The sequence below is a fragment of the Methylorubrum thiocyanatum genome (assembly GCA_014138645.1).
GTDB lineage: Bacteria > Pseudomonadota > Alphaproteobacteria > Rhizobiales > Beijerinckiaceae > Methylobacterium > Methylobacterium thiocyanatum.
Window position 1 is genome coordinate 484,141 of the sequence record JACJIB010000001.1, and the last position, 19,964, is coordinate 504,104.

Here is a 19,964-nt window from a genome sequence, read left to right on the forward strand (position 1 = left end):
AGGATCATCGATGTCGGAGACGACACCCTACCGCCGAGTCCTCGTAAAGCTGTCCGGCGAGGCGCTCGCCGCCCCCGACGGCTACTGGCTGCACCCGCCGATGCTGGCGGCTTTGGCCGAGGACATCGCCGCCACGGTCGCCCGCGGGGTCCAGATCGCGGTGGTGGTCGGCGGCGGCAACCTGATCCGCGGCGCGCGCATCTCCCAGGCCGGCTGGATCGACCGGGCGACCGGGGACTCCCTCGGCATGATGGCTACGGTGATGAACTCGCTCGCCATCGAGACGGCACTGAACGCCGCGGGCGTGCAGGCGCGGACGATGTCGGCGGTGTCGATGCCGACGATCTGCGAGACCTATGCCCGCCAGCCGGCGCTGCACCACCTCGACAAGGGGCAGGTCGTGGTGCTCGCGGGCGGCACCGGCAACCCGTACTTCACCACCGACACGGCGGCGGTCCTGCGGGCGGCGGAGCTGCGCTGCGACGCGGTGCTGAAGGCGACCCAGGTGGACGGCGTCTACTCGGCCGATCCGAAGAACAATCCCGACGCCATCCGCTACGACCGCATCACCCACGACGAGGCCATCGCCCGCGACCTCAAGGTGATGGATACGGCGGCCTTCGCGCTGGCCCGCGAGAGCCGGCTCACCATCGTGGTGGGGTCGGTGCACGCGCCGAGCTCGATCGACGCCATCCTGACCGGCGCCTCGGTCTCGACCCGCGTGGTGCCGTAAGCGGCGCTGTCCCGGCTCGGCCTCCCTCTTCCTCCGTGCGGCGAGAGGCGGCGGCGCGAGCGGGCGGGGGAAACGATCGCCGCGGCGAGACCGCCGCGGCTCACCATGTCATCGAAACAAGGGCTTAGCGGCCCTTGGCCTTCTGGGCCTTCTCGCGCTCGATGCCTTCGAGGATGAGGCGCTGGGCCTCCGCCTTGTCGCCCCAGCGCACCACCTTCACCCACTTGCCGGGCTCCAGGTCCTTGTAGTGCTCGAAGAAGTGCTGGATCTGGCTGACCGTGATGTCGGGCAGGTCGGTGTAGTTCTCGATCCGGTTGTAGCGCTGGGTCAGCTTGCGCGAGGGCACGGCGATGATCTTCTCGTCCTCGCCGCCGTCATCCTCCATCACCAGCACGCCGACCGGGCGCACGGAGATGATCGCGCCCGGGATGATGGCGCGGGTGTTGGCCACCAGCACATCGCAGGGGTCGCCGTCGCCCGAGAGGGTGTGCGGGATGAAGCCGTAATTCCCCGGATAGAACATCGGCGTGTAGAGGAACCGGTCGACGACCAGCGTGCCGGCATCCTTGTCCATCTCGTACTTGATCGGTTCGCCGCCGAGCGGAACTTCGATGATGACGTTGACGTCTTCCGGCGGATTCTTGCCGATCGAGATGGCGTTGATGTCCATGGGCCTGTGCTCTCTGAAATCCGGCCGCCGGACGCGTCGCCCCGTCCGGCGGATGCACCGTGCGGGGCGGCTCACGACGCCGCACCCATCGACGGCTGTCTTAGAATGCGCCGGGCGGAATTGAAATCGCTCCTTCGGCCAAGTTCCCGGCCCGACGCAACTCAGCATCGGAAAAGTCAGATCACGCGAACAGGTAACCGATCTTCGGCAGGCAGATGCCGGAGACGCGCTCGGCCGCTTCCGGCCCCGCCACCCCGCCCAGTCCCTCGTAGAAGCCGCGGGCGCGGGGATTGTCGGCGAGCGCCCAGACCCCGATGCGGGTGAGGCCGCGGTCGATCAGGTCGTTGCGCACCGCCCGAAACAGGCGGGTGCCGAGGCCGAGACCCTGGAATTCCGGGGCGATGTAGAGTTCGTCGATCTCGCCCTCCGCCCGCATCGTCCGGTCGCGCGCCCGGCCGTAGGCGGCGTAGCCCGCGATCCGCTCGCCGAAGGCGACGACGGCGAGGCCCCGCCCGCCCTCGATCATGCCGCGCCACGTCTCCGGCCCGCGCCGGGCCAGGAAGCGCTCCAGGGCGACGCCCGGGATCACGCCCTGATAGGCCTCGCGCCACGCCGCGTCGAACACCGCCGAGAGGCCGGCAGCGTCCGCGCTACGGGCGCGGCGGATGCTCACCGTATTCGTCGTCATGGCGTGCTCCGATGGGCAACGGACGCCGCATGATGCTGGCAAAGCGCGCGCTTCGGCAATGCCGCAGATTCGGCCGGCGCCTGTCCGCGCCGCGCCCGCGCCAGACCGGCACTGTCGCCGGCTTGGCCGCCCGCGTTGTCGCCCGAATCGCGGGCTGTTAGAGGGACGCTCCGACAGGCTTCCCCCAGCGATCCGTGTTCAACCGCTTCCTTCCTCCCGAGACGCGCTACGCGCGGCGCATGGCCCGCATCGCGAAGTTCGAGCGGCCGATCGACGGCTCCGTCTCCCGGGCCAAGGCCTGGGCGAACATGCTGCTCGTCGATCACGGGATCTTCCGCCTCGCCTATCTCAACCGGCACCGGATCGGCACCGGGCTCGTCTGGCGCTCGGCCCAGCCGACGCCGCACCAGCTCGCATGGTTCAAGCGCCAGGGCGTGCGCACGATCGTGTCGCTGCGCGGCGGGCGCGAGCACGGCTCCTGGCCGCTGCAGCGCGAAGCCTGCGAGCGGCAGGGGCTGACCCTCGTCGAGTTCGTCCTGCGCTCCCGCGAGGCGCCCTCCCGCGAGACCCTGCTCGCGGCGCGCGACTTCTTCGCCGGCCTCGAATACCCGGCGGTGATGCACTGCAAGTCGGGGGCGGACCGGGCCGGGCTCGCCGCCACCCTGTTCCTGATCCTGCACGAGGGCCGGCCGGTGCGCGAGGCGCTGCGCCAGCTCTCGCCGCGCTACGGCCATTTCCGCTTCGCCAAGACCGGCATCCTCGACGCGTTCTTCGCCACCTATCTCCGCGAGGGCGAGGCGCGGGGCCAGAGCTTCCTCGATTGGGTCGAGCACAGCTACGATCCGCAGGCGGTCACGCAGAGCTTCCGCGCCGGCTTCTGGTCCGACCTCGTCGTCGACCGCCTGCTGCGGCGCGAATAGGCGCGCCGCCTTGGCCCTCAGGCTCTCGCGGCTGATCGAGGCCGTCCCGCGATCGTGGACCGGCCGGCGCGCGCCCGAGGAGGGCGGCGGGCACGGTCCCCGGATCGCGGTGATCGGCAATTGCCAGGCGAGGGGCGTGGCCGAGGCCGTGCGCATCCTGGCGCCGGGGGCGCGGGTGCGGCTGATCCCGATGAGCACGCTGGGCAAGCGCGGCCAGGACCTCGACGCCTTCGCGGCCACGCTCGGCGCGTGCGACCACGTCTTCTCCCAGCCCTTTCCTGCGGGCTTCTTTGCCGGGGGTGGCTCGGAGGCCTTGCGCGAGCGGCTGCCGCGGATGCGGCTGTTTCCCTCGATCGTCTTCACCGCCTTCCATCCGGACGCGGTCTATGTCGGCGATCTCGCCTCGGTGGCGCGGATGAAGCTGGTGCCGTCGCCGCTCGGCACCTACCACTCGGCGATCACCCTGTTCGGCTTCCTCCGGGGTCTGTCGCAGGCGCAGATCCTTGCCCTGTTCCGCGAGGAGGTGTTTTCGCGGCTCGGCTATCTCGATGCCTGGGGGCTGGCCGCCGCGGACCTGATCGCGTCGAGCCGGGCGATCGGCTTCGACCTCTCGGGCGAGCTGCTGCGCTGGTCGCGCGATGGCCTGTTCATGCACAACATCAACCATCCGCGCCTGAGCGTGCTGGGCGACATCGCCGCCCGGCTGCTGCGCGAGGCGGGGCTGTCGCCGCGGCCGGTCGCGGTGGAGGCCTACGCCCCGGACGTGCTCTTAGATGACGCGATCTGGCCGGTCTACCCGCCGGTGGCGACGCTCTACGGCGTCCCGGGCTCCACGGTGTTCAAGCGCCGCCAGCGCCGGGGCATGCCGCCCGAGACGCTCGGCCTCGACGCCTTCGTCGCGGAAAGCCTCGCGATCTATCGCGAGCAGCCGCGGGAGAGCCTGACCTGCCACCGGATCGAGCACTGGGCCGCCTCGCCCGAGATCCGGCATCTGTTCGACGCCGCCTGAGAGCGCCGCGCCCAGTCAGGGGTTCCCAAAGGGCAAGCCCTTTGGCGGGTTCCAGGGCGGAGCCCTGAAGGCTACCCCTCGCCGTCGTCCTTGCCCCCGCGCTCGGCGAGGCGGGCCAGGGTCGTCATCTCGCGGAACCACGTCCGCACGGGCTTGGCCGGCGTACCGCCCCAGCGCGAACCCGGCGGCACGTCGCGGTTGACGTTGGAGGAGCCGGCGATCTGCGAGCCCATGCCGATGCGCAGATGGCCGACGACGCCGACCTGGCCGCCGAGCACCACGTAATCCTCCAGCGTGGTCGAGCCGGAGATGCCGACGCCGGAGACGATCACGCAGTGGCGGCCGATCACCACGTTATGGGCGATCTGCACGAGGTTATCGATCTTGGTGCCCTCGCCGACGACCGTATCGCGCGAGGCGCCCCGGTCGATGGTGGTGTTGGCGCCGATCTCGACATCGTCCTGAATGATGACGCGGCCGACCTGCGGCACCTTGATGTGGCCGCCCGCGCCCATGGCGAAGCCGAAGCCGTCCTGGCCGATCCGGGCGCCGGGATGGACGATGACGCGGTTGCCGACCAGCGCGTGGGTCAGCGTCGCGCCCGCGCCGATGGAGCAGTCGCGGCCGATCCTGACATTCGGCCCGATTACGGCATTGGGGCCGAGCACCGTGCCGGAGCCGATCTCGGCGCCGGGGCCGACGACGGCGCCGGGATCGACCCGCACCCCGTCCTCCAGCCGCGCCTGCGGGTGGACATGGGCGCCGGGCGAGACCCCGCTCGCGGCAAAGAGCGAGCCCGGCCGCATCGCCTCCTCGTAGAGGCGGGCCAGCAGCCCGGCATAGGCGCGGTAGGGATCGCGGGTGACGAGGGCGATGGTGCCGGCGGGCACGCGGGGGGCGAAGCGCGGCGAGACGAGGCAGGCGAGCGCCCGGGTCGTGCCCAGCGCATCGCCGTAGCGGGCATTGTCCATATAGGCGAGGTCGCTCGGCCCCGCGGTCTCCAAGGGGGCGGCTCCGGTCACCGGCTGCGACGGGTCGGCGCCTTCGGGCAGCGGCACGCCGCAGGCCTCGGCGACGGCGCCGAGGGTCAGGCCGGCTTTCGGCACGATGAAGACGGGATCTGACATGAGCTGCGAAGCCGGCAGGGGAGGGGTCCGAGCGCCGCTATAGCGCTCTTCGCCGGAGGGGGCATCCGTCCGGGGGACGGGCCGTCACAAAGCAAAAGAGCCGTGCCCGACCTTGATGCGGTCGGGCACGGCTCTTTCAAGTACGCGGGTCGGGGATCAGAAGCGCGAGCCGCCGGAGAAGCGGAACGCCTGGAGCTGGTCCTTGCCGACCTTGCCGAGAGCCGTCTGGACACCCTCGTCCTTGGACAGCGCGTAGGCGTAGTCGAAGCGGATCGGGCCAAGCGGCGAGTTCCACAGGATCGAGGCACCGACCGAGGAGCGGATCGTCGGCTTGTCGCGGACGTTCACGCATTCGGGCTCGACCGTGATCGCACCGGCGCCGAAGTTCGTGTAGTTGCAGCCCGATCCCGGCGCGAAGCCGTTGATGAAGCCGTCGCGGTTCACGTCGAAGTTGCGGCGGCCGTCATAGCCGAACAGCGTACCGGCATCGGCGAAGACCGCGCCCTTCAGGCCGAGATCCTTCGGCAGACCCCAGATCGGGAACTGAACCTCGACCGTGGCGCCGAAGTAGGTCGTGCCGCCGATGGCGTTGGAGCGGGCATCGGCGATGCCGACGTCGCGCGGGCCGAGGCCGTTCGGGGCGAAGCCGCGCACGAGCGACGGGCCGAGGAAGAACTGGTCGGTGATGCGCAGCGGCTGGTTGTCGAGAGCGGAGATATGACCGCCCTGGAGGCGCACGAAGCCGACCACGTCCTCCCACAGTTCCTTGTAGTAGCGGGCGTCGCCCGTCACGCGGAAGAACTTGGAGTCGCCGCCGATGCCGGCGACGTCGGGCTTCAGCTCGCCGTAGAAGCCGTTGGTCGGCCGCTGCAGGTTGTCGAGGGTCGAGTAGGCCAGGGTGACGCCCGCCAGCGAGGTCAGGACGTTGCCCTGCTGGCCCTTGAGGGCGATCGAGGCCTCGCCGTCGAAGGCGCAGTTCGGGTAGGCCGGGAGGCCGCCCACGTCACGACCGCTCGCCGGATCGATCGTTCCGGCCGGGTTGACGGCGGTGTAGCCGGGAATCGCGACCGAGCAGTCGTTGTAGGGCCGCTTGATCGTGTTCGGGACCCGCAGCTCGGTGTTGTAGATCGAGTAGCGGAAGGTGACGCCGAACTCCTCGGTGATCGGCAGGCCGAGGCGCAGCTGACCGCCGTAGACGGTGGTCTCGTAACGCGACCAGCGGGTCAGGTCGGAGTACTTGTAGAAGGCGTCGAAGCCGGCCGCGAGGCGGTAGCCGAGGAAGTACGGCTCGGTGAAGGAGAAGTCGATGCCGCGGGCGTACTGGCCGCCCTGCACCGCGAGGCGCACGTACTGGCCGCGGCCGAGGAAGTTCGACTCGGAGACCGAGACTTCGCCGATGATGCCGTCCTGGGTGGAGTAGCCGCCCGCCACCGAGAACGAACCCGTGGGTTGATCCTCGACATCGATGTTCACGACCACCCGGTCCGGTGCCGAGCCCGGCTCGTTGGAGAAGCGCACCTTCTTGAAGAAGCCGAGACCGTTCAGCCGGCGCTCGGCGCGGTCGACCAGCACGCGGTTATAGGCGTCGCCCTCCGCCAGATCGAGCTCGCGGCGGATGACGTAGTCGCGGGTGCGGGTGTTGCCGCGGATGTTGATGCGCTCGACGTAGACGCGCGGGCCGTCCTCGACCACGAAGCCGAGGGCGACCTGGTGCGTGGCGCGGTCGCGCTGGCCGGTGGGGCGCACCTGGGCGAAGGGATAACCCTGGCGGTTGACCTCGTTGGTCACGCCGACCAGCGTCTTCTCGACGTCCTCGGCGTTGTAAACGTCGCCGACCTGGGCGCGGATCTGCCCGTCGAGGGCCTCGCGGTCGATGCCGGCGATGCGCGGATCCACCGCCACCGCGCCGACGGTGTACTGCTCGCCTTCCTCGACGGTGACGGTGATGACCCAGCCGGTCTCGTCGCCGGACTCGACGTAGCGGGCATCGGCGTTCACGACGCGGAAGTCGGCGTAGCCGTTCTTGAGGTAGTAGCGGCGGACGATGTCGAGATCGGCGGAGATGCGGTCGGGATCGTAGACGTCGGAGGTCTTGATGAACGAGAGGAAGTTCATCTCGGAGGAGGACATCAGACCCTTGAGGGTCGATTCCGAGTAGACGTTGTTGCCGACGAAGTTGATCGCGCGGATGCCGGTCTTGTCGCCCTCGTCGATGGCGAAGATGACGTCGGAGCGGCCGGTGGGCAGGTCGACGAGGCGATAGCTGACCTTGGCGGTGCCGCGGCCCGAGCGCTTGTAGACGTCGCGGATGCGCTCGACGTCGGCGGCGATCACCGCCGGGCTCAGGGCGCCGCGGTCCTTGGTCTCGACCACGCTCTCGAGGGTGGCCTTCTCGACCTTCTTGTTGCCTTCGAAGAAGACGCGGCCGACCACGCTGTTCTCACGCACGCGCACCACGGTGGTGCCGCCGCGCGCCGAGACCTGCACGTCGGAGAAGAGGCCGGTGGAGAGGAGGTTGCGCCGGGCCTCCTCGGGCGAACCGGAGGCGGTGCCGGTGACGTAAGAGCGGATCGTGTCGGAATCGACACGGCGGTTGCCTTCGACAACGATCTGCTGCGCCTGCGCGGCCGCGCCGCCGAGGATCACGCTGGCGGCGGTGGCGACCAGAACGATGGCACGCTCCGCCGACTTTCGCCGGCGCTTTCCCGTCATCGACATCATGTAATCGCCCGTCTCTTTTTATCTCAGCACGGGTTCGCACCCGCAGGCAGCCGCCCTTAAGGCTCGCCGCCCTCTGGTCCCAGCCACGCTTGTATCGGGATTCCCCTACGAAGCAAACGCGGGGGCAGTCCGATAGACCGGGATTTTGGGGGGTCGTGGCCTTCGCGCCACTTAACGACGAAGCACCTTTACGAAGGATCTCAGATTAGCGTGAATAGGGCGTAAATATGGTCGCGAACACGACTTTCCGGTTCGTGCACGGAACCCGGAAAGCCGGCGTTGACCACAAAAGCGAACGGCCCGGCGGGGTGCCGGGCCGTCGATTCGGGCAGGGGAGAAGCGGGCCGCGTCAGGTGCCGCGCTGGCTCAGCGAGGCGCCCAGATTGAGGATGTCGTTCCAGGCAGCGAACAGCATCAGCATCAGCACGAAGGCCAGGCCGATGCGGAAGCCGATCTCCTGCGCCCGTTCGCTCAAGGGGCGGCCGCGCACCGCCTCGAAGGCGTAGAAGAGCAGATGCCCGCCGTCGAGGAGCGGGATCGGGAACAGGTTGAGGAGCCCGATCGAGACCGACAGCAGCGCGATCAGCCCGATCAGGCCGCCGACGCCGCCGACGCGGGCGACCTCGCCCGAGACCCGGGCGATGCCGATCGGGCCGGAGAGCTGGTCGGCGGATTCCCGTCCGGTGACGAGCTTGCCGATGTAGTCGAAGGTGCGCTCCACCACGAAGGCGGTCTCGTGGACGCCGAGCTTCAGCGACTCCAAGGGGCCGTAATGCACCAGCTTGGCCGCGCTGGCGTTCGGCCCGTTGATGCCGAGGCGGCCGAAGCGGTGGCGGCCGAAGGGCGTGCGCTCCTCGATCATGTCGGGCACGGCGGTCAGCGTCTGGACCTGCCCGCCGCGATCCACGGTCACCGCCAGCGAGGCGCCGGCGGCGGCCGAGACGACGCGCTGCATGTCGTTGAAGGTGTTGACCGTCTGACCGTCGATCGTGCGGATCACGTCGCCGGGCTGGAAACCCGCCCGCGCGGCGGCGCTGTTGGGCTGCACCGCCTCGACGCGGGCCGGCGTCTCGTAGCGGCCGCTGAAGTAGATCGCGCCCGCGAAGACGGCGATGGCCAGGAGGAAGTTGGCGATCGGGCCGGCGGCGACGATGGCCGCGCGCTTGGCCACCGGCTGGGTCGGGAAGCTCACCGCCCGCTCGTGCGGGCTCATGCGGGCGACCGCCTCCGGATCCGGCACGCTGGCGCCGTTGGCATCGCCCACGAACTTCACGTAGCCACCCAGCGGGATCGCCGAGAGCTTCCAGCGGGTGCCGCGCCGATCGTTGAAGCCGACGATCTCCGGGCCGAAGCCGATGGAGAAGGCGGTGACGCCGACCCCGCACCAGCGACCAACCAGAAAGTGGCCCATCTCGTGCACGAACACGACGATGGTCAGCACGAACAGGAACGGGATCACCGCGCCGAAGAAGCCGGCAGCGTTACCGCCCATGCCGCTCAGGAATTCCATGGCCATCATCCTTCAGGCCGCGACACTCGTTAGGAGATCCGCGCACGTCACGCGCGAATCCGGTCTTGACCACTCGCCCTGACAGAGCAGGAGCGCAGCCGGCAAGTCGCGGATCGTCGCATGCCTCACGTTCGAGGGCGAGGTCTAATCGCGCGCGCACTCCATGGACCGGGTCGCCTGCCCCCGACAAGATTTCGTAAAGGTTAATCGTCGGCTCAGCCGGCGGCGCGGGCGGCGGGCACCGCCTCCAGGCTCCAGGCGCGCACGCGCGCATCGATGGCCAGCGCCTCTTCCACATCCTCGGGCGCGCGGCGGAACTCGGCGGCGAAGCGCTCGACCGCCTGCTCCACCAGTTCGGCGATGCCGTAGAAGGGGATGGCGCCGCGGATGAAGGCGGCGACGGCGATCTCGTTGGCGGCGTTCATCACGGTCGGCGCTGCGCCGCCCTCGGCCAGCGCCGCGCGGGCGACGCGCAGGCAGGGGAAGCGGGCCTCGTCCGCCGGCTCGAAGGTGAGGCTGCCGGTGGCGGCGAGATCGAGCGGGCGGCCGCGGGCAATCTCGAGGCGATCGCCGAGGCCGAGGCAGTGGGCGATCGGCACGCGCATGTCGGGCATGGCGAGCCCCGCCGTCACCGCGCCGTCGCGCCACGCGATCAGCCCGTGCACGATCGATTGCGGGTGGACGATCACGTCGAGCCGCGCCGCGTCGATGGCGAAGAGGTGGTGGGCCTCGATCAGCTCCAGGCCCTTGTTCATCAGCGAGGCGGAATCGATGTTGATCTTCATGCCCATCGACCAGGTCGGGTGGGCGGCGGCCTCGGCCGGGCTCGCGGCGGCGATGCGCTCGCGGGTCCAGGTGCGGAACGGGCCGCCGGAGGCGGTGAGCGTCATCTTGGCGATGTCGGCGACGCGGCCGTCGCCCATGGCCTGGGCGAGGGCGTTGTGCTCGGAATCCACCGGCAGGATGCGGGCGCCGTAGCGCTTGGCGTCGCGCATGAAGGCGTCGCCGGCGCAGACGAGGCTCTCCTTGTTGGCGAGCGCGATGGTGCGCCCGAGCCGGAGTGCCGCGTGGGTGGGCTTGAGCCCCGCCGCGCCGCTGACCGCGGCAACGACGATGTCGGCCTCGCGGGCGACCGCCTCCAGCACCGCGCTCTCGCCCGCACCGTTCGGGATGCCGGAGCCCGACAGCGCCTCGGCCAGCGCCGGGCCGGCGCTCTCGTCGGCGAGCGCGGCGAAATCCGGCTTCATTTCGAGGGCGAGCTTGGCCAGGGCCGCGGCGTCCCGGCCGCCGACGAGGGCGCCGACGCGGAAGCGGCCCGCATGCTGGGCGAGGAGATCCGTGGTCGAGCGGCCGATCGAGCCGGTGGCGCCGAGGACGGTGACGGTGAGGCTCACGGGATCAGTTCCGTTCAAGCAGGCAGGAGCCGCAGGGCGGCGAAGCACAGGCCGGCGAGCCCAGCCACGGCGAAGAAGCCGTCGAGCCGGTCCATGACGCCGCCATGGCCGGGGATCGAGCGGCCGGAATCCTTGACGCCGTAGCGGCGCTTGAGGGCGGACTCAACCAGATCGCCGGCCATCGACAGGATCGAGGCGAGGCCGCTCACCGCCGCGACGAGGGGCAGCGAGATGGCGGGCAGCGCGTCCCAGCCGTGGTCGCGGGCGACGAGCACGGTGAGGGTGCCGCCGACGATCCCGGCGAATAGTCCGCCCAGCGCGCCGGACCACGTCTTCTTCGGGCTCACCCGCGGCATCAGCTTCGGCCCGCCGATCAGGCGCCCGGTGAAGTAGGCGACGCTGTCCGTCGACCAGACCACGGCGAACATCCAGGCCGGCCCGACGATGCCGATCTCGGGATCGAGCCGCAGCAGCGTCGGCACCAGGGCGACCACGGCGCCGCCGAGAAGGCCCCAGACCGGCTTGCGCCGGCCCGGCCCGTGCCCGAGGGCGAACAGGCCGAGGCTGCCGGCGAGCAGGACGAGAACCGGCACCCAGAGGGGGGCGCCGACGAGCACGGCGGCGAGCAGCGCGAACAGCGTCGCACCGGTGAGGCCGAGCAGCGGCGCGAGCGGCTCGGAGCGGGTCATGGCGAGCCACTCGGCGGCGCCGACGATCCCGGCGATCAGCCAGACCGCGGCGAAGGCCCAGCCGCCGAGGATCAGGGTGCCGAGGACGGCAGCGCCGAGCACCAGCGCCGAGGCGACGCGCAGGCCGAACTCGCGGTTGGCGAAGGGCGCGCGCGGGGCCGGGGAGGCCGCCTTCTCGCCTGCCATCAACCGGCCCCCGCGCTGAGGCCGCCGAAGCGGCGGTCGCGGCGGTGATACTCGTCGAGCGCGGCGAGGAAGGCGGCGTGGTCGAAATCCGGCCAGAAGCCCGGCTCGATCACGTACTCGGCATAAGCCGTCTGCCACGTCAGGAAGTTCGAGAGGCGATGCTCGCCCGAGGTCCGGATCACGAGGTCCGGATCGGGGATACCGGCGGTGTCGAGCGCCTCCGTGATGGTCGGCAGATCGATTTCCTCAGGTCGCAGACGACCCTCCGCGACGGCCGCCGCGATGCGCCGCACGGCGCGCAGGATTTCCTGGCGGCCGCCGTAGTTGAAGGCGACGACCAGGGTCAGGCCGGTATTGGCGCGGGTGCGCGCCTCCGCCTCGTCGAGCAGGCCGGCGATATCCCCCGAGAGGTCGGCCCGGTCGCCGATCACCCGGACGCGGACGTTGTTGGCGTGCAGGTCGGCGAGGTCGCTGCGCACGAACAGCTTGAGCAGGCCCATCAGCTCGGAGATTTCCGAGGGCGGCCGGCGCCAGTTCTCCGAGGAGAAGCTGTAGATGGTGAGATAGTGGATGCCGAGCGTGATGGCGGAGCGCACGGCGCGGCGCACCGCCTCGACGCCGCGGCGGTGCCCCTCGAAGCGGGGCAGGCCCCGGCTCGCGGCCCAGCGGCCGTTGCCGTCCATGATGATGGCGACGTGCCGCGGCGCAGGCCGCGCCGCTCCCTCGGGGGCGGCACCCGCCGCGTCCCCGATCTGCCGCGCGCCTTCCGAGCGAACCAACGCAGCCTCCCCCTCTTGCGGCCCTCTTGCCGCCCTCCGCGCCGCCGCAGCCCGGCGCGGCCCCGCCATCCGTTCCCGTCGATGCAGGCCGGGGCGCTCAGACCTGCATGATTTCCTTTTCCTTCGAGGCCAGCACGCCGTCGATCTCGGCGATGGCGTCGTCGGTGGCCTTCTGCACCTCGCCGGCCTGGCGCTTCTCGTCGTCCTCGCTGATGGCGCCGTCCTTCTCGAGCTTCTTGAGGATGTCGAGACCGTCGCGGCGGACATGGCGGACGGCGACGCGGGCCTCCTCCGTGTACTTGTGGGCGACCTTGACCATCTCCTTGCGGCGCTGCTCGTTCATCTCGGGGATGCGCAGGCGGATGGTCTGCCCTTCCGTCATCGGGTTGAGGCCGAGGTCGGATTCGCGGATCGCCTTCTCGACATTGGTGACCATCGAGCGGTCCCAGACCGAGATCGAGAGGAGCCGCGGCTCCGGCACGCTGACGGTGGCGACCTGAGCCATCGGCATGGACGCGCCGTAGGCCTCGACCTGGATCGGATCGAGCAGGCTCGGCGTCGCGCGGCCCGTGCGCAACGATCCCAGATCCTTGCTCAGGGAAGAGACGGCGCCCTGCATGCGGCGCTTGATGTCGCCGAGGTCGAATTCCGGTGTGGCCATAGGTTCAAAGTCCCGATGCGTTCGGGTGGCAGATCGGCGCGCCGGAGACGCGCCCGGCACGCGGTGCCGCTACATGGACGAAAAACCGGGTGGCCGCAAATACGGTTGCGTCCGGGCCGACATCGGGCGCCGAGGCGCGCCCCGCGCCGCCGCCGTCCTCGCCGCCGGTCGGCTTCGGCAGCAGGCGGCCCGCCCGGCGCGGGACGCCCGATCCGGCGCCGCCGGGGCGAGGAAGTATCGCGGTTCGAACAAGGCTCCCGCTGCGGGAAGGAGAGGGCCCGAGCGATCACGAAGGTCGGTCATGCTTTAATCCCACGATCGCTCTCAGTGACTTCAGATTAGGAATTTGACGGTAAAAAATTCCGTGTGGCCAACAAACATATGTAAAAGCGGCCACGTTGGGAGCTGGGTCGTGGCTTTCGGAAACCTCTCTATCCGTTCGAAACTGATTGGAAGCTTCTCAATCCTCACCGCTGTGGTGCTCGGATTGGGGTTGCTTAGCCTCGGTGGGCTGTCTCGCATCAATGGACATCTTCAGACGATCGAGCGGAACTGGCTGCCCAGCGTCCGCACCGTGGGTGAGATCGATGCGCTCACGGGCCGCTACAACACCAGCCTCCTGCGACATGTCCTGACGATCGATGCCAAGAGCCTCTCTGCGGTCGAGGGCGATGTCCTCCAGCGCGGCCAGAAGCTCGATGCGACCGCGGCGGCCTACGAGCCCCTCATCGCCTCGCCCGAGGAGCGCAGGCTCTACGCGGCGTTTCGCCAGGAGTGGCGCGCCTTCGTCGGCGTCGGCGAACGGATCATCGGCCTGTCGCGCCAGGGTGAGAAGGCGCAGGCGCTCGCCCTGTACGAGGCCGAGGCGGTGCCTCCGCGGCGGCGCGCGTCACAGGCGCTCGAGACCCTGATCAAGCTCAACAACGACGGCGCCGCAGCGGCCGAGACCGCCGCCACCGATGCCTACGACGCGACCAGGATCCAGGTTCTGGCGGCGATCGCCGCCGCCATCCTGCTCTCGGCCGGGCTCGCCCTGATCATCGTGCGCGGCGTCTCGCGCGGGATCAACTCCGTGGTGCGGCCGATGCAGGCGCTGGCCGGGGGCGACCTGAGCGTCATCGTCGCGCATCAGGGCGAGGCCACCGAGATCGGCCGCATCGCCGATGCCGTCCAGGTCTTCAAGGCCGGTCTGATCCGCGCGCGGGCCCTGGAGGAAGAGACCGCGCTCGCGCGCGCCTCGGCCGAGGCGCAGCGCAAGGCCGGCATGCGGCAGATGGCCGAGAGCTTCGAGCAGGCCGTGGGCGGCATCGTCGGCATGGTCTCCGCCTCGGCCACCGAACTGCAGGCGACCGCCGAGAGCATGACGGCCACGGCGATCGAGACCGCCACGCAATCCAGCACGGTCGCCGCGGCGGCCGAGGAAGCCGCCGTCAACGTCAACACGGTGGCGGCCGCCTCCGAGGAACTCGGCGCCTCGGTGCAGGAGATCAGCCGGCAGGTCTCGGGCTCGGCGGATCTGGCGCAGCGGGCGGCGACCGAGGCGGATCAGACGGTCTCGCTCGTGCAGGAACTCAGCGGCGCCGTGTCGGAGATCGGCGACGTCGTGAGCCTGATCTCGAACATCGCCAGCCAGACGAACCTTCTGGCGCTCAACGCCACCATTGAGGCGGCCCGCGCCGGCGAGGCCGGCCGCGGCTTCGCGGTCGTGGCGGCGGAGGTGAAGGAGCTGGCCAGCCAGACGGCGCGCGCCACCGAGGAGATCTCGAGCCAGATCCATCAGATCCAGGGCGCGACCCGTCAGGCGGTGGGCGCGATCGGCTCGGTCACCGAGCGCGTCCGCGAGATCAACGCCGTGGCCAGCGCCATCGCGGCGGCGGTCGAGCAGCAGGGTGCGGCCACGCAGGAGATCGTCTCGAATGTCGGCCAGGCCTCGGCCGGCACGACGGAGGTGACGAGCAACATGGTTGGCCTCGCACGCGCCTCGGAAAACACCGGGGCGGCGGCCTCGCAGGTGCTGTCGTCGGCCTCCGAACTCTCGCGCCAGTCCGAGCATCTCTCCGCCGAGGTCGCGCGCTTCCTGGCCTCCGTGCGCGCCGCCTGAGAGCCGTGCGCCCGCGGCGAGGCGGGCGGCGGTTGCCTCACAGGGCCTCGCCGCGCAGCAGGCGCGGCGTCCCGCCCCGCAGGGCGGAGGCCTGGCCGATGAAGAAGCGCTTCAGGCCCGGCATCCGGTCCACGAGGCCGAGGCCGAAGTCGCGGGTGAGCCGCAGCGCTAGGCTGTCGTTGGAGAACAGGCGGTTGAGCCCGTCGGTCGCCGCCGCCATCGCCACGGTGTCGAAGCGGCGCGCCTGCTCGTAGGCGCGCAGGACCGCGTCCGTGCCGGGATCGAGCCCGAGCCGCAGGGCGCCGGTCACCGCCTCCGCGAGCGCCGCCGCCCCGGCGAGCCCGAGATTGAGCCCCTGGCCCGCCAGCGGATGGATGACGTGGGCTGCATCGCCCAGGAGCGCGAGGCGGAGCGCGCGGAAGCTGCGGGCGATCCCGAGATGCAGCGGATGGGCGCTGGGCCCATGCTCCAGGGCAATGCGGCCGAGTTCGTGCCCGAACCGGCGCTCGATCTCGGCCAGCGTCTCGGCGGCGTCTCCACCGAGCAGGGCCGGCACGTCGGCGCTGCGCTCGGTCCAGACGATGGAGGAGCGGTGGCCGAGATCGCCTCCGGCCCTGAGCGGCAGGATCGCGAAGGGGCCGCTGGGCAGGAAATGCTCGAAGGCACGGCCCTCGTGGTCGCGGGCATGCTGGATCGTCGCGACGATGCCCGACTGGGGATAGGACCAGCCGACCCAGCCGATGCCGGCCGCCTCGCGCAGGGCCGAGCGTGCCCCGTCGGCGGCGACCACGAGCGCGACCTCCTCCGCGGCGCCGTCATCCAGGGTCACCCGCATCGCCCGAGGACCCGGCACGGCGGCGCGCACGCCCGTGGCGACGAGCCGGACGCCCGCCTCCCGCGCGGCGTCGAGCAGCACCGCCGCCAGCGGCTCCGCTTCGACCATGTGGGCGAAGGGCTCCCCCGCCTCGCGCGCTTCCGTCCCGTCGCCGAAGGTGAGGAAGACCGGCCGCACCGGGTCGCCGACCCGGCTGTCGCTGATGACGAGCCGGCGCATCGGCTCCGCCGCCGGCGCGATCCGGGGCCATAACCCGAGCTGTTCGAACATCCGCCGCGGCCCCGCTGCCACGGCGTAGGCGCGTCCGCGATGGCGCGCGGCGCCGGCCTCGAGGCCCGGATCGCAGACCGCCACGTCGAGCGCCGGCCCGTGCGCCCGCTTCAGGGCGACCGCCAGGGTGAGGCTGGCGAAGCCTGCACCGGCGACGAGCAGGCCGCGGCGTCCGGACTGATGTCCGGTCTGATGGTCAGGATGGTGTCCGGGGCGGCGTTCCGTTGCGCTCATCGGCCTTCCTCTCCCTCCGGCTCCGTACCGGCCCTCTCCTAGATCATCCGCGCGAGCGGCGCACGCACCCCCACGCGGACGGGAGACGGTGTCGCGCGTGGCATCCTCGGGCCGAGCCGCTATGTGCGTCGAGCGCGGCCCCGGCCGCGCCCGTCCTCCGTCTTCCCTTATCCGCCCCCGAGCCGCGAAGCCGCCATGTCCGAATCCTTCAGGTCCGATCCCGTCGACGGGCTCCTGTCGATCCTCGATCTGGAACGCCTGGAGACCGATCTGTTTCGCGGGATCAGCCCGCGGATCGGCTGGCCGCGGGTGTTCGGCGGGCAGGTGGTGGCCCAGGCGCTGGTCGCGGCCTCGCGTACGGTGGAGCCCGCCCGCCCGCCGCACTCGCTGCACGCCTACTTCCTACTCGGCGGCGATCCGGCGATCCCGATCGTCTACGAGGTCGAGCGCATCCGCGACGGCGGCAGCTTCACCACCCGCCGGGTCAAGGCGATCCAGAAGGGCCGGGCGATCTTCGCCATGTCGGTCTCGTTCCACGTCACCGAGGAAGGCGTCGATCACGCGGACACTCTGCCCGATGTGCCACGTCCCGAGGCTCTGGCGGATGCGCGAACCATCGCCCGCGAAGGTGGTAGCATCGTGCCCGAGCCGATGCTCGCCTATTTCACGCAGGCTTGGCCGATCGAGCTGCGGCCGGTGGAGACCGAGCGCTACCGCGACCGCACGCCCAGGCCGGCCCGCTACCATGTCTGGATGCGCGCGACGAAGCCCCTGCCGGAGGATCCGGCCGTGCACCGGGCGGTGCTGGCCTATGCCTCCGACATGACGCTCCTCGACTCGACGCTCATCCCCCATGGCCGCACGGTGTTCGACGCCGACATCCAGTCGGCGAGCCTCGATCATGCCCTGTGGTTCCACCGTCCGTTCCGGGCCGATTCCTGGCTGCTCTACGCGCAGGACAGCCCCAGCGCCTCGGGTGCCCTGGGCTTTGCCCGCGGCACCTTCCACGACGAGGAAGGGCGCCTCGTCGCCTCCGTCGCCCAGGAGGGGCTGATCCGCCACCGTCGCGGCTGAGCCGACTCGCTAAGGCGCATTCTGCCGCGGAAGCAGCCTGATTGCCTATTAGAAAGGCATTTTTCGCCCGCGTCCTGCTCGACATGGCGCCAGCCCTCGCTCACGTTCTGGGCAGAAGAGCGCGAGCGGAAAAGGTTCCGCTTGGCACGGTCCTTGAATGAAGGCGCGCGGTCGCAGGATCATTCCGATCCTTGCGCAACCGCTGGGTCTCGGCCGGTGCGCAGCCGGCGGTGGGAAGGCAGAACAAAGGGGGCGCCGCCCATGAAAATCGTGATGGCGATCATCAAGCCGTTCAAGTTGGAGGAAGTCCGCGACGCCCTGACCGGCATCGGCGTTCACGGCCTGACCGTGACGGAGGTCAAGGGCTACGGCCGGCAGAAGGGGCACACGGAGATCTATCGTGGGGCCGAGTATGCCGTGAGCTTCCTGCCCAAGCTCAAGATCGAGGTGGCCATCGCGGCCGATCTCGTGACGAGCGTGATCGATACGATCGCGGGCGCCGCCCGCACCGGTCAGATCGGCGACGGCAAGATCTTCGTGATGCCGCTGGAGAAGGCGGTTCGCATCCGCACCGGCGAGACCGACGCCGACGCACTCTAGGATTCTGTCCCGCATCGGCTCTTTCCCCGATGCTCTGACCGTTTCGCACCCGTTCCGGCGGAACGCGCCCGGCCGCGCCGCCCATCCCTTCTCCTCAACGCTCGACGCACTGCGATCAGGAGCTTCCTGTCCATGAAACTTCGTCACCTTCTCGCGCTCGGATTGGGAGGAGCCGCGATCGGCCTCCTCCTGATCGAGCCGTCGCTCGCGCAGTCGCCCGCGCCCGAGGCCACCGCCGCTGCCGCCACGCCCGTACCCAACAAGGGTGACACGGCCTGGATGCTGCTCTCGGCGATCCTCGTGCTGTTGATGACGGTGCCCGGCCTTGCCCTGTTCTACGGCGGCCTCGTCCGCACCAAGAACATGCTCTCGGTGCTGACCCAGGTCTTCGCCATCGCCTCGATCGTCTGCCTCCTCTGGGTCACCTACGGCTACAGCCTCGCCTTCACCAATGGCGGCGGCCTCAACGACTTCGTCGGCGGCTTCTCCAAGGCCTTCCTCAAGGGCGTCGACGCCAATTCGGTGGCGGCGACCTTCTCCAACGGCGTCGTGATTCCCGAATACGTCTACATCTGCTTCCAGATGACGTTCGCGATGATCACCCCCGGCCTCATCGTCGGCGCCTTCGCCGAGCGGATGAAGTTCTCGGCGCTGATCGTGTTCACGATCCTCTGGGTCACGCTGATCTATTTCCCGATGGCCCACATGGTCTGGTACTGGGGCGGTCCCGACGTCTTCGCCGACGCCGCCCGCAAGCTCGCCGCCGCCGGTGGCGAGGCCAATGCCGCCGCCAAGGCCGAGTACGACGCCGTGCTGGGCGATGCCGGCATGCTGTTCAAGTGGGGCGCCCTCGACTTCGCCGGCGGCACCGTCGTGCACATCAACGCGGGTATCGCCGGCCTCGTCGGCTGCCTGATGCTCGGCAAGCGCATCGGCTACGGCCGTGACCTGCTCGCCCCGCATTCGCTGACCATGACCACGATCGGCGCCTCGCTGCTCTGGGTCGGCTGGTTCGGCTTCAATGCCGGTTCCAACCTCGAAGCCAACGGCACCACCGGTGTCGCGATGATCAACACCTTCGTCGCCACCGCCGCCGCCGCCGTCGCCTGGCTGTTCGTGGAATGGGCCGCCAAGGGCAAGCCGTCGCTGCTCGGCATGCTCTCGGGCGCCATCGCCGGCCTCGTCGCCGTCACCCCGGCCGCTGGCTTCGCCGGCCCGATGGGCTCGATCGTTCTCGGCCTCGTCGCGGGTGCCGTCTGCTTCGTGATGTGCTCCACCGTGAAGAACGCGCTCGGCTACGACGACTCCCTCGACGTCTTCGGCGTGCACTGCGTCGGCGGCATCATCGGCGCCATCGCCACCGGCATCCTGGTCTCGCCCGATCTCGGCGGCGCCGGCATCCCCGACTACACCACCAAGCCCGGTGAACTCGTCCTCGGCACCTACGACATGGCCGCCCAGGTCATCACGCAGGCGAAGGCGGTCGGCTTCACCATCCTGTGGTCGGGCATCGGCTCGGCGATCCTCTACAAGCTCGTCGATCTCACGATCGGCCTGCGCGTGACGCAGGAAGAGGAGCGCGAGGGCCTCGACATCGCCGATCACGGCGAGCGCGCCTACAACTACTGATCGGTCGCCCACCCGTCCGGCGGGCACCCGGAGACCAGGGCCTCGGCGCACCGCGCCGGGGCCTTTTTCATGCGTGTTCGCGCCCGGTGCCGAACCGCGGCCGACGTCGCTTCCATCGCGGCGCCGCCCGCCGC

General features: G+C 70.3%; 17 protein-coding genes. 7 read left to right on the forward strand and 10 right to left on the reverse strand.

Going from position 1 to position 19,964, the window contains the following annotated elements:
- Positions 1-10: 10 nt before the first annotated feature.
- Complete coding sequence (gene pyrH, locus HNR51_RS02225; RefSeq protein ID WP_141951248.1) at positions 11-733, forward strand: UMP kinase; 723 nt, start codon at positions 11-13, stop codon at positions 731-733.
- Positions 734-857: 124 nt separating this feature from the next.
- Here the strand turns inward: pyrH and ppa are convergent, their stop codons facing one another.
- Together ppa and HNR51_RS02235 are read right to left on the reverse strand one after the other, a co-directional pair.
- Positions 858-1,403, reverse strand: coding sequence for an inorganic diphosphatase (gene ppa / locus HNR51_RS02230; protein WP_012453943.1), 546 nt, complete (start codon positions 1,401-1,403; stop codon positions 858-860).
- 181 nt (positions 1,404-1,584) lie between these two features.
- The gene (locus HNR51_RS02235) at positions 1,585-2,091 is read right to left on the reverse strand and encodes a GNAT family N-acetyltransferase (RefSeq protein ID WP_012453944.1); all 507 of its coding nucleotides are present in this window, start codon (positions 2,089-2,091) and stop codon (positions 1,585-1,587) included.
- A 194-nt stretch (positions 2,092-2,285) separates the two neighbouring features.
- Here HNR51_RS02235 and HNR51_RS02240 point away from each other — a divergent pair, with 194 nt between their 5' ends.
- Together HNR51_RS02240 and HNR51_RS02245 are read left to right on the forward strand one after the other, a co-directional pair.
- Entirely contained in the window at positions 2,286-3,011 is a 726-nt protein-coding gene (locus tag HNR51_RS02240; protein WP_012453945.1) for a fused DSP-PTPase phosphatase/NAD kinase-like protein, read from the forward strand.
- Positions 3,012-3,021: 10 nt separating this feature from the next.
- Positions 3,022-4,020, forward strand: a complete 999-nt coding sequence (locus HNR51_RS02245; RefSeq protein WP_182553844.1) for a WcbI family polysaccharide biosynthesis putative acetyltransferase — start codon at positions 3,022-3,024, stop codon at positions 4,018-4,020.
- Between the two features lie 71 nt (positions 4,021-4,091).
- On the opposite strand, the gene lpxD is transcribed toward HNR51_RS02245, so the two are convergent.
- From lpxD to frr, 7 genes are all read right to left on the reverse strand, one after another.
- Positions 4,092-5,147, reverse strand: coding sequence for a UDP-3-O-(3-hydroxymyristoyl)glucosamine N-acyltransferase (gene lpxD, locus HNR51_RS02250; protein WP_182553845.1), 1,056 nt, complete (start codon positions 5,145-5,147; stop codon positions 4,092-4,094).
- A gap of 156 nt (positions 5,148-5,303) precedes the next feature.
- The gene (gene bamA / locus HNR51_RS02255; protein WP_182553846.1) at positions 5,304-7,868 is read right to left on the reverse strand and encodes an outer membrane protein assembly factor BamA; all 2,565 of its coding nucleotides are present in this window, start codon (positions 7,866-7,868) and stop codon (positions 5,304-5,306) included.
- 349 nt (positions 7,869-8,217) lie between these two features.
- Positions 8,218-9,378 (reverse strand): RIP metalloprotease RseP, encoded by a 1,161-nt coding sequence (rseP, locus tag HNR51_RS02260; protein ID WP_012453949.1) that lies wholly within the window; start codon positions 9,376-9,378, stop codon positions 8,218-8,220.
- A gap of 215 nt (positions 9,379-9,593) precedes the next feature.
- Positions 9,594-10,772, reverse strand: coding sequence for a 1-deoxy-D-xylulose-5-phosphate reductoisomerase (gene dxr, locus HNR51_RS02265; protein ID WP_141951253.1), 1,179 nt, complete (start codon positions 10,770-10,772; stop codon positions 9,594-9,596).
- 14 nt (positions 10,773-10,786) lie between these two features.
- The gene (locus tag HNR51_RS02270; RefSeq protein WP_152276896.1) at positions 10,787-11,647 is read right to left on the reverse strand and encodes a phosphatidate cytidylyltransferase; all 861 of its coding nucleotides are present in this window, start codon (positions 11,645-11,647) and stop codon (positions 10,787-10,789) included.
- Positions 11,647-12,426: an isoprenyl transferase gene (locus HNR51_RS02275; RefSeq protein ID WP_182553847.1), complete on the reverse strand. Its 780-nt coding sequence runs from the start codon at positions 12,424-12,426 to the stop codon at positions 11,647-11,649. Before HNR51_RS02275 ends, HNR51_RS02270 begins: the two co-directional genes overlap by 1 nt.
- 97 nt (positions 12,427-12,523) lie before the next feature.
- On the reverse strand, positions 12,524-13,087 hold the full coding sequence (frr, locus tag HNR51_RS02280; protein ID WP_012453953.1) for a ribosome recycling factor: 564 nt from the start codon (positions 13,085-13,087) through the stop codon (positions 12,524-12,526).
- Between the two features lie 412 nt (positions 13,088-13,499).
- Between frr and HNR51_RS02285 the strand changes: the two genes are divergently transcribed.
- Positions 13,500-15,188: a methyl-accepting chemotaxis protein gene (locus tag HNR51_RS02285; RefSeq protein ID WP_182553848.1), complete on the forward strand. Its 1,689-nt coding sequence runs from the start codon at positions 13,500-13,502 to the stop codon at positions 15,186-15,188.
- Positions 15,189-15,225: 37 nt separating this feature from the next.
- Here HNR51_RS02285 and HNR51_RS02290 read toward each other — a convergent pair whose 3' ends face one another.
- Entirely contained in the window at positions 15,226-16,527 is a 1,302-nt protein-coding gene (locus HNR51_RS02290; protein WP_182553849.1) for an FAD-dependent monooxygenase, read from the reverse strand.
- A gap of 195 nt (positions 16,528-16,722) precedes the next feature.
- Between HNR51_RS02290 and tesB the strand changes: the two genes are divergently transcribed.
- The 3 genes from tesB (at position 16,723) to HNR51_RS02305 (ending at position 19,830) form a co-directional block, all read left to right on the forward strand.
- Positions 16,723-17,601 (forward strand): acyl-CoA thioesterase II, encoded by an 879-nt coding sequence (gene tesB, locus HNR51_RS02295; protein ID WP_182553850.1) that lies wholly within the window; start codon positions 16,723-16,725, stop codon positions 17,599-17,601.
- Between the two features lie 261 nt (positions 17,602-17,862).
- Complete coding sequence (locus tag HNR51_RS02300; protein WP_012453957.1) at positions 17,863-18,201, forward strand: P-II family nitrogen regulator; 339 nt, start codon at positions 17,863-17,865, stop codon at positions 18,199-18,201.
- Between the two features lie 132 nt (positions 18,202-18,333).
- Positions 18,334-19,830 carry an ammonium transporter gene (locus HNR51_RS02305; RefSeq protein ID WP_152276901.1) on the forward strand — a complete coding sequence of 499 codons (1,497 nt, stop codon included), beginning with the start codon at positions 18,334-18,336 and terminating at the stop codon, positions 19,828-19,830.
- Positions 19,831-19,964: the final 134 nt, after the last annotated feature.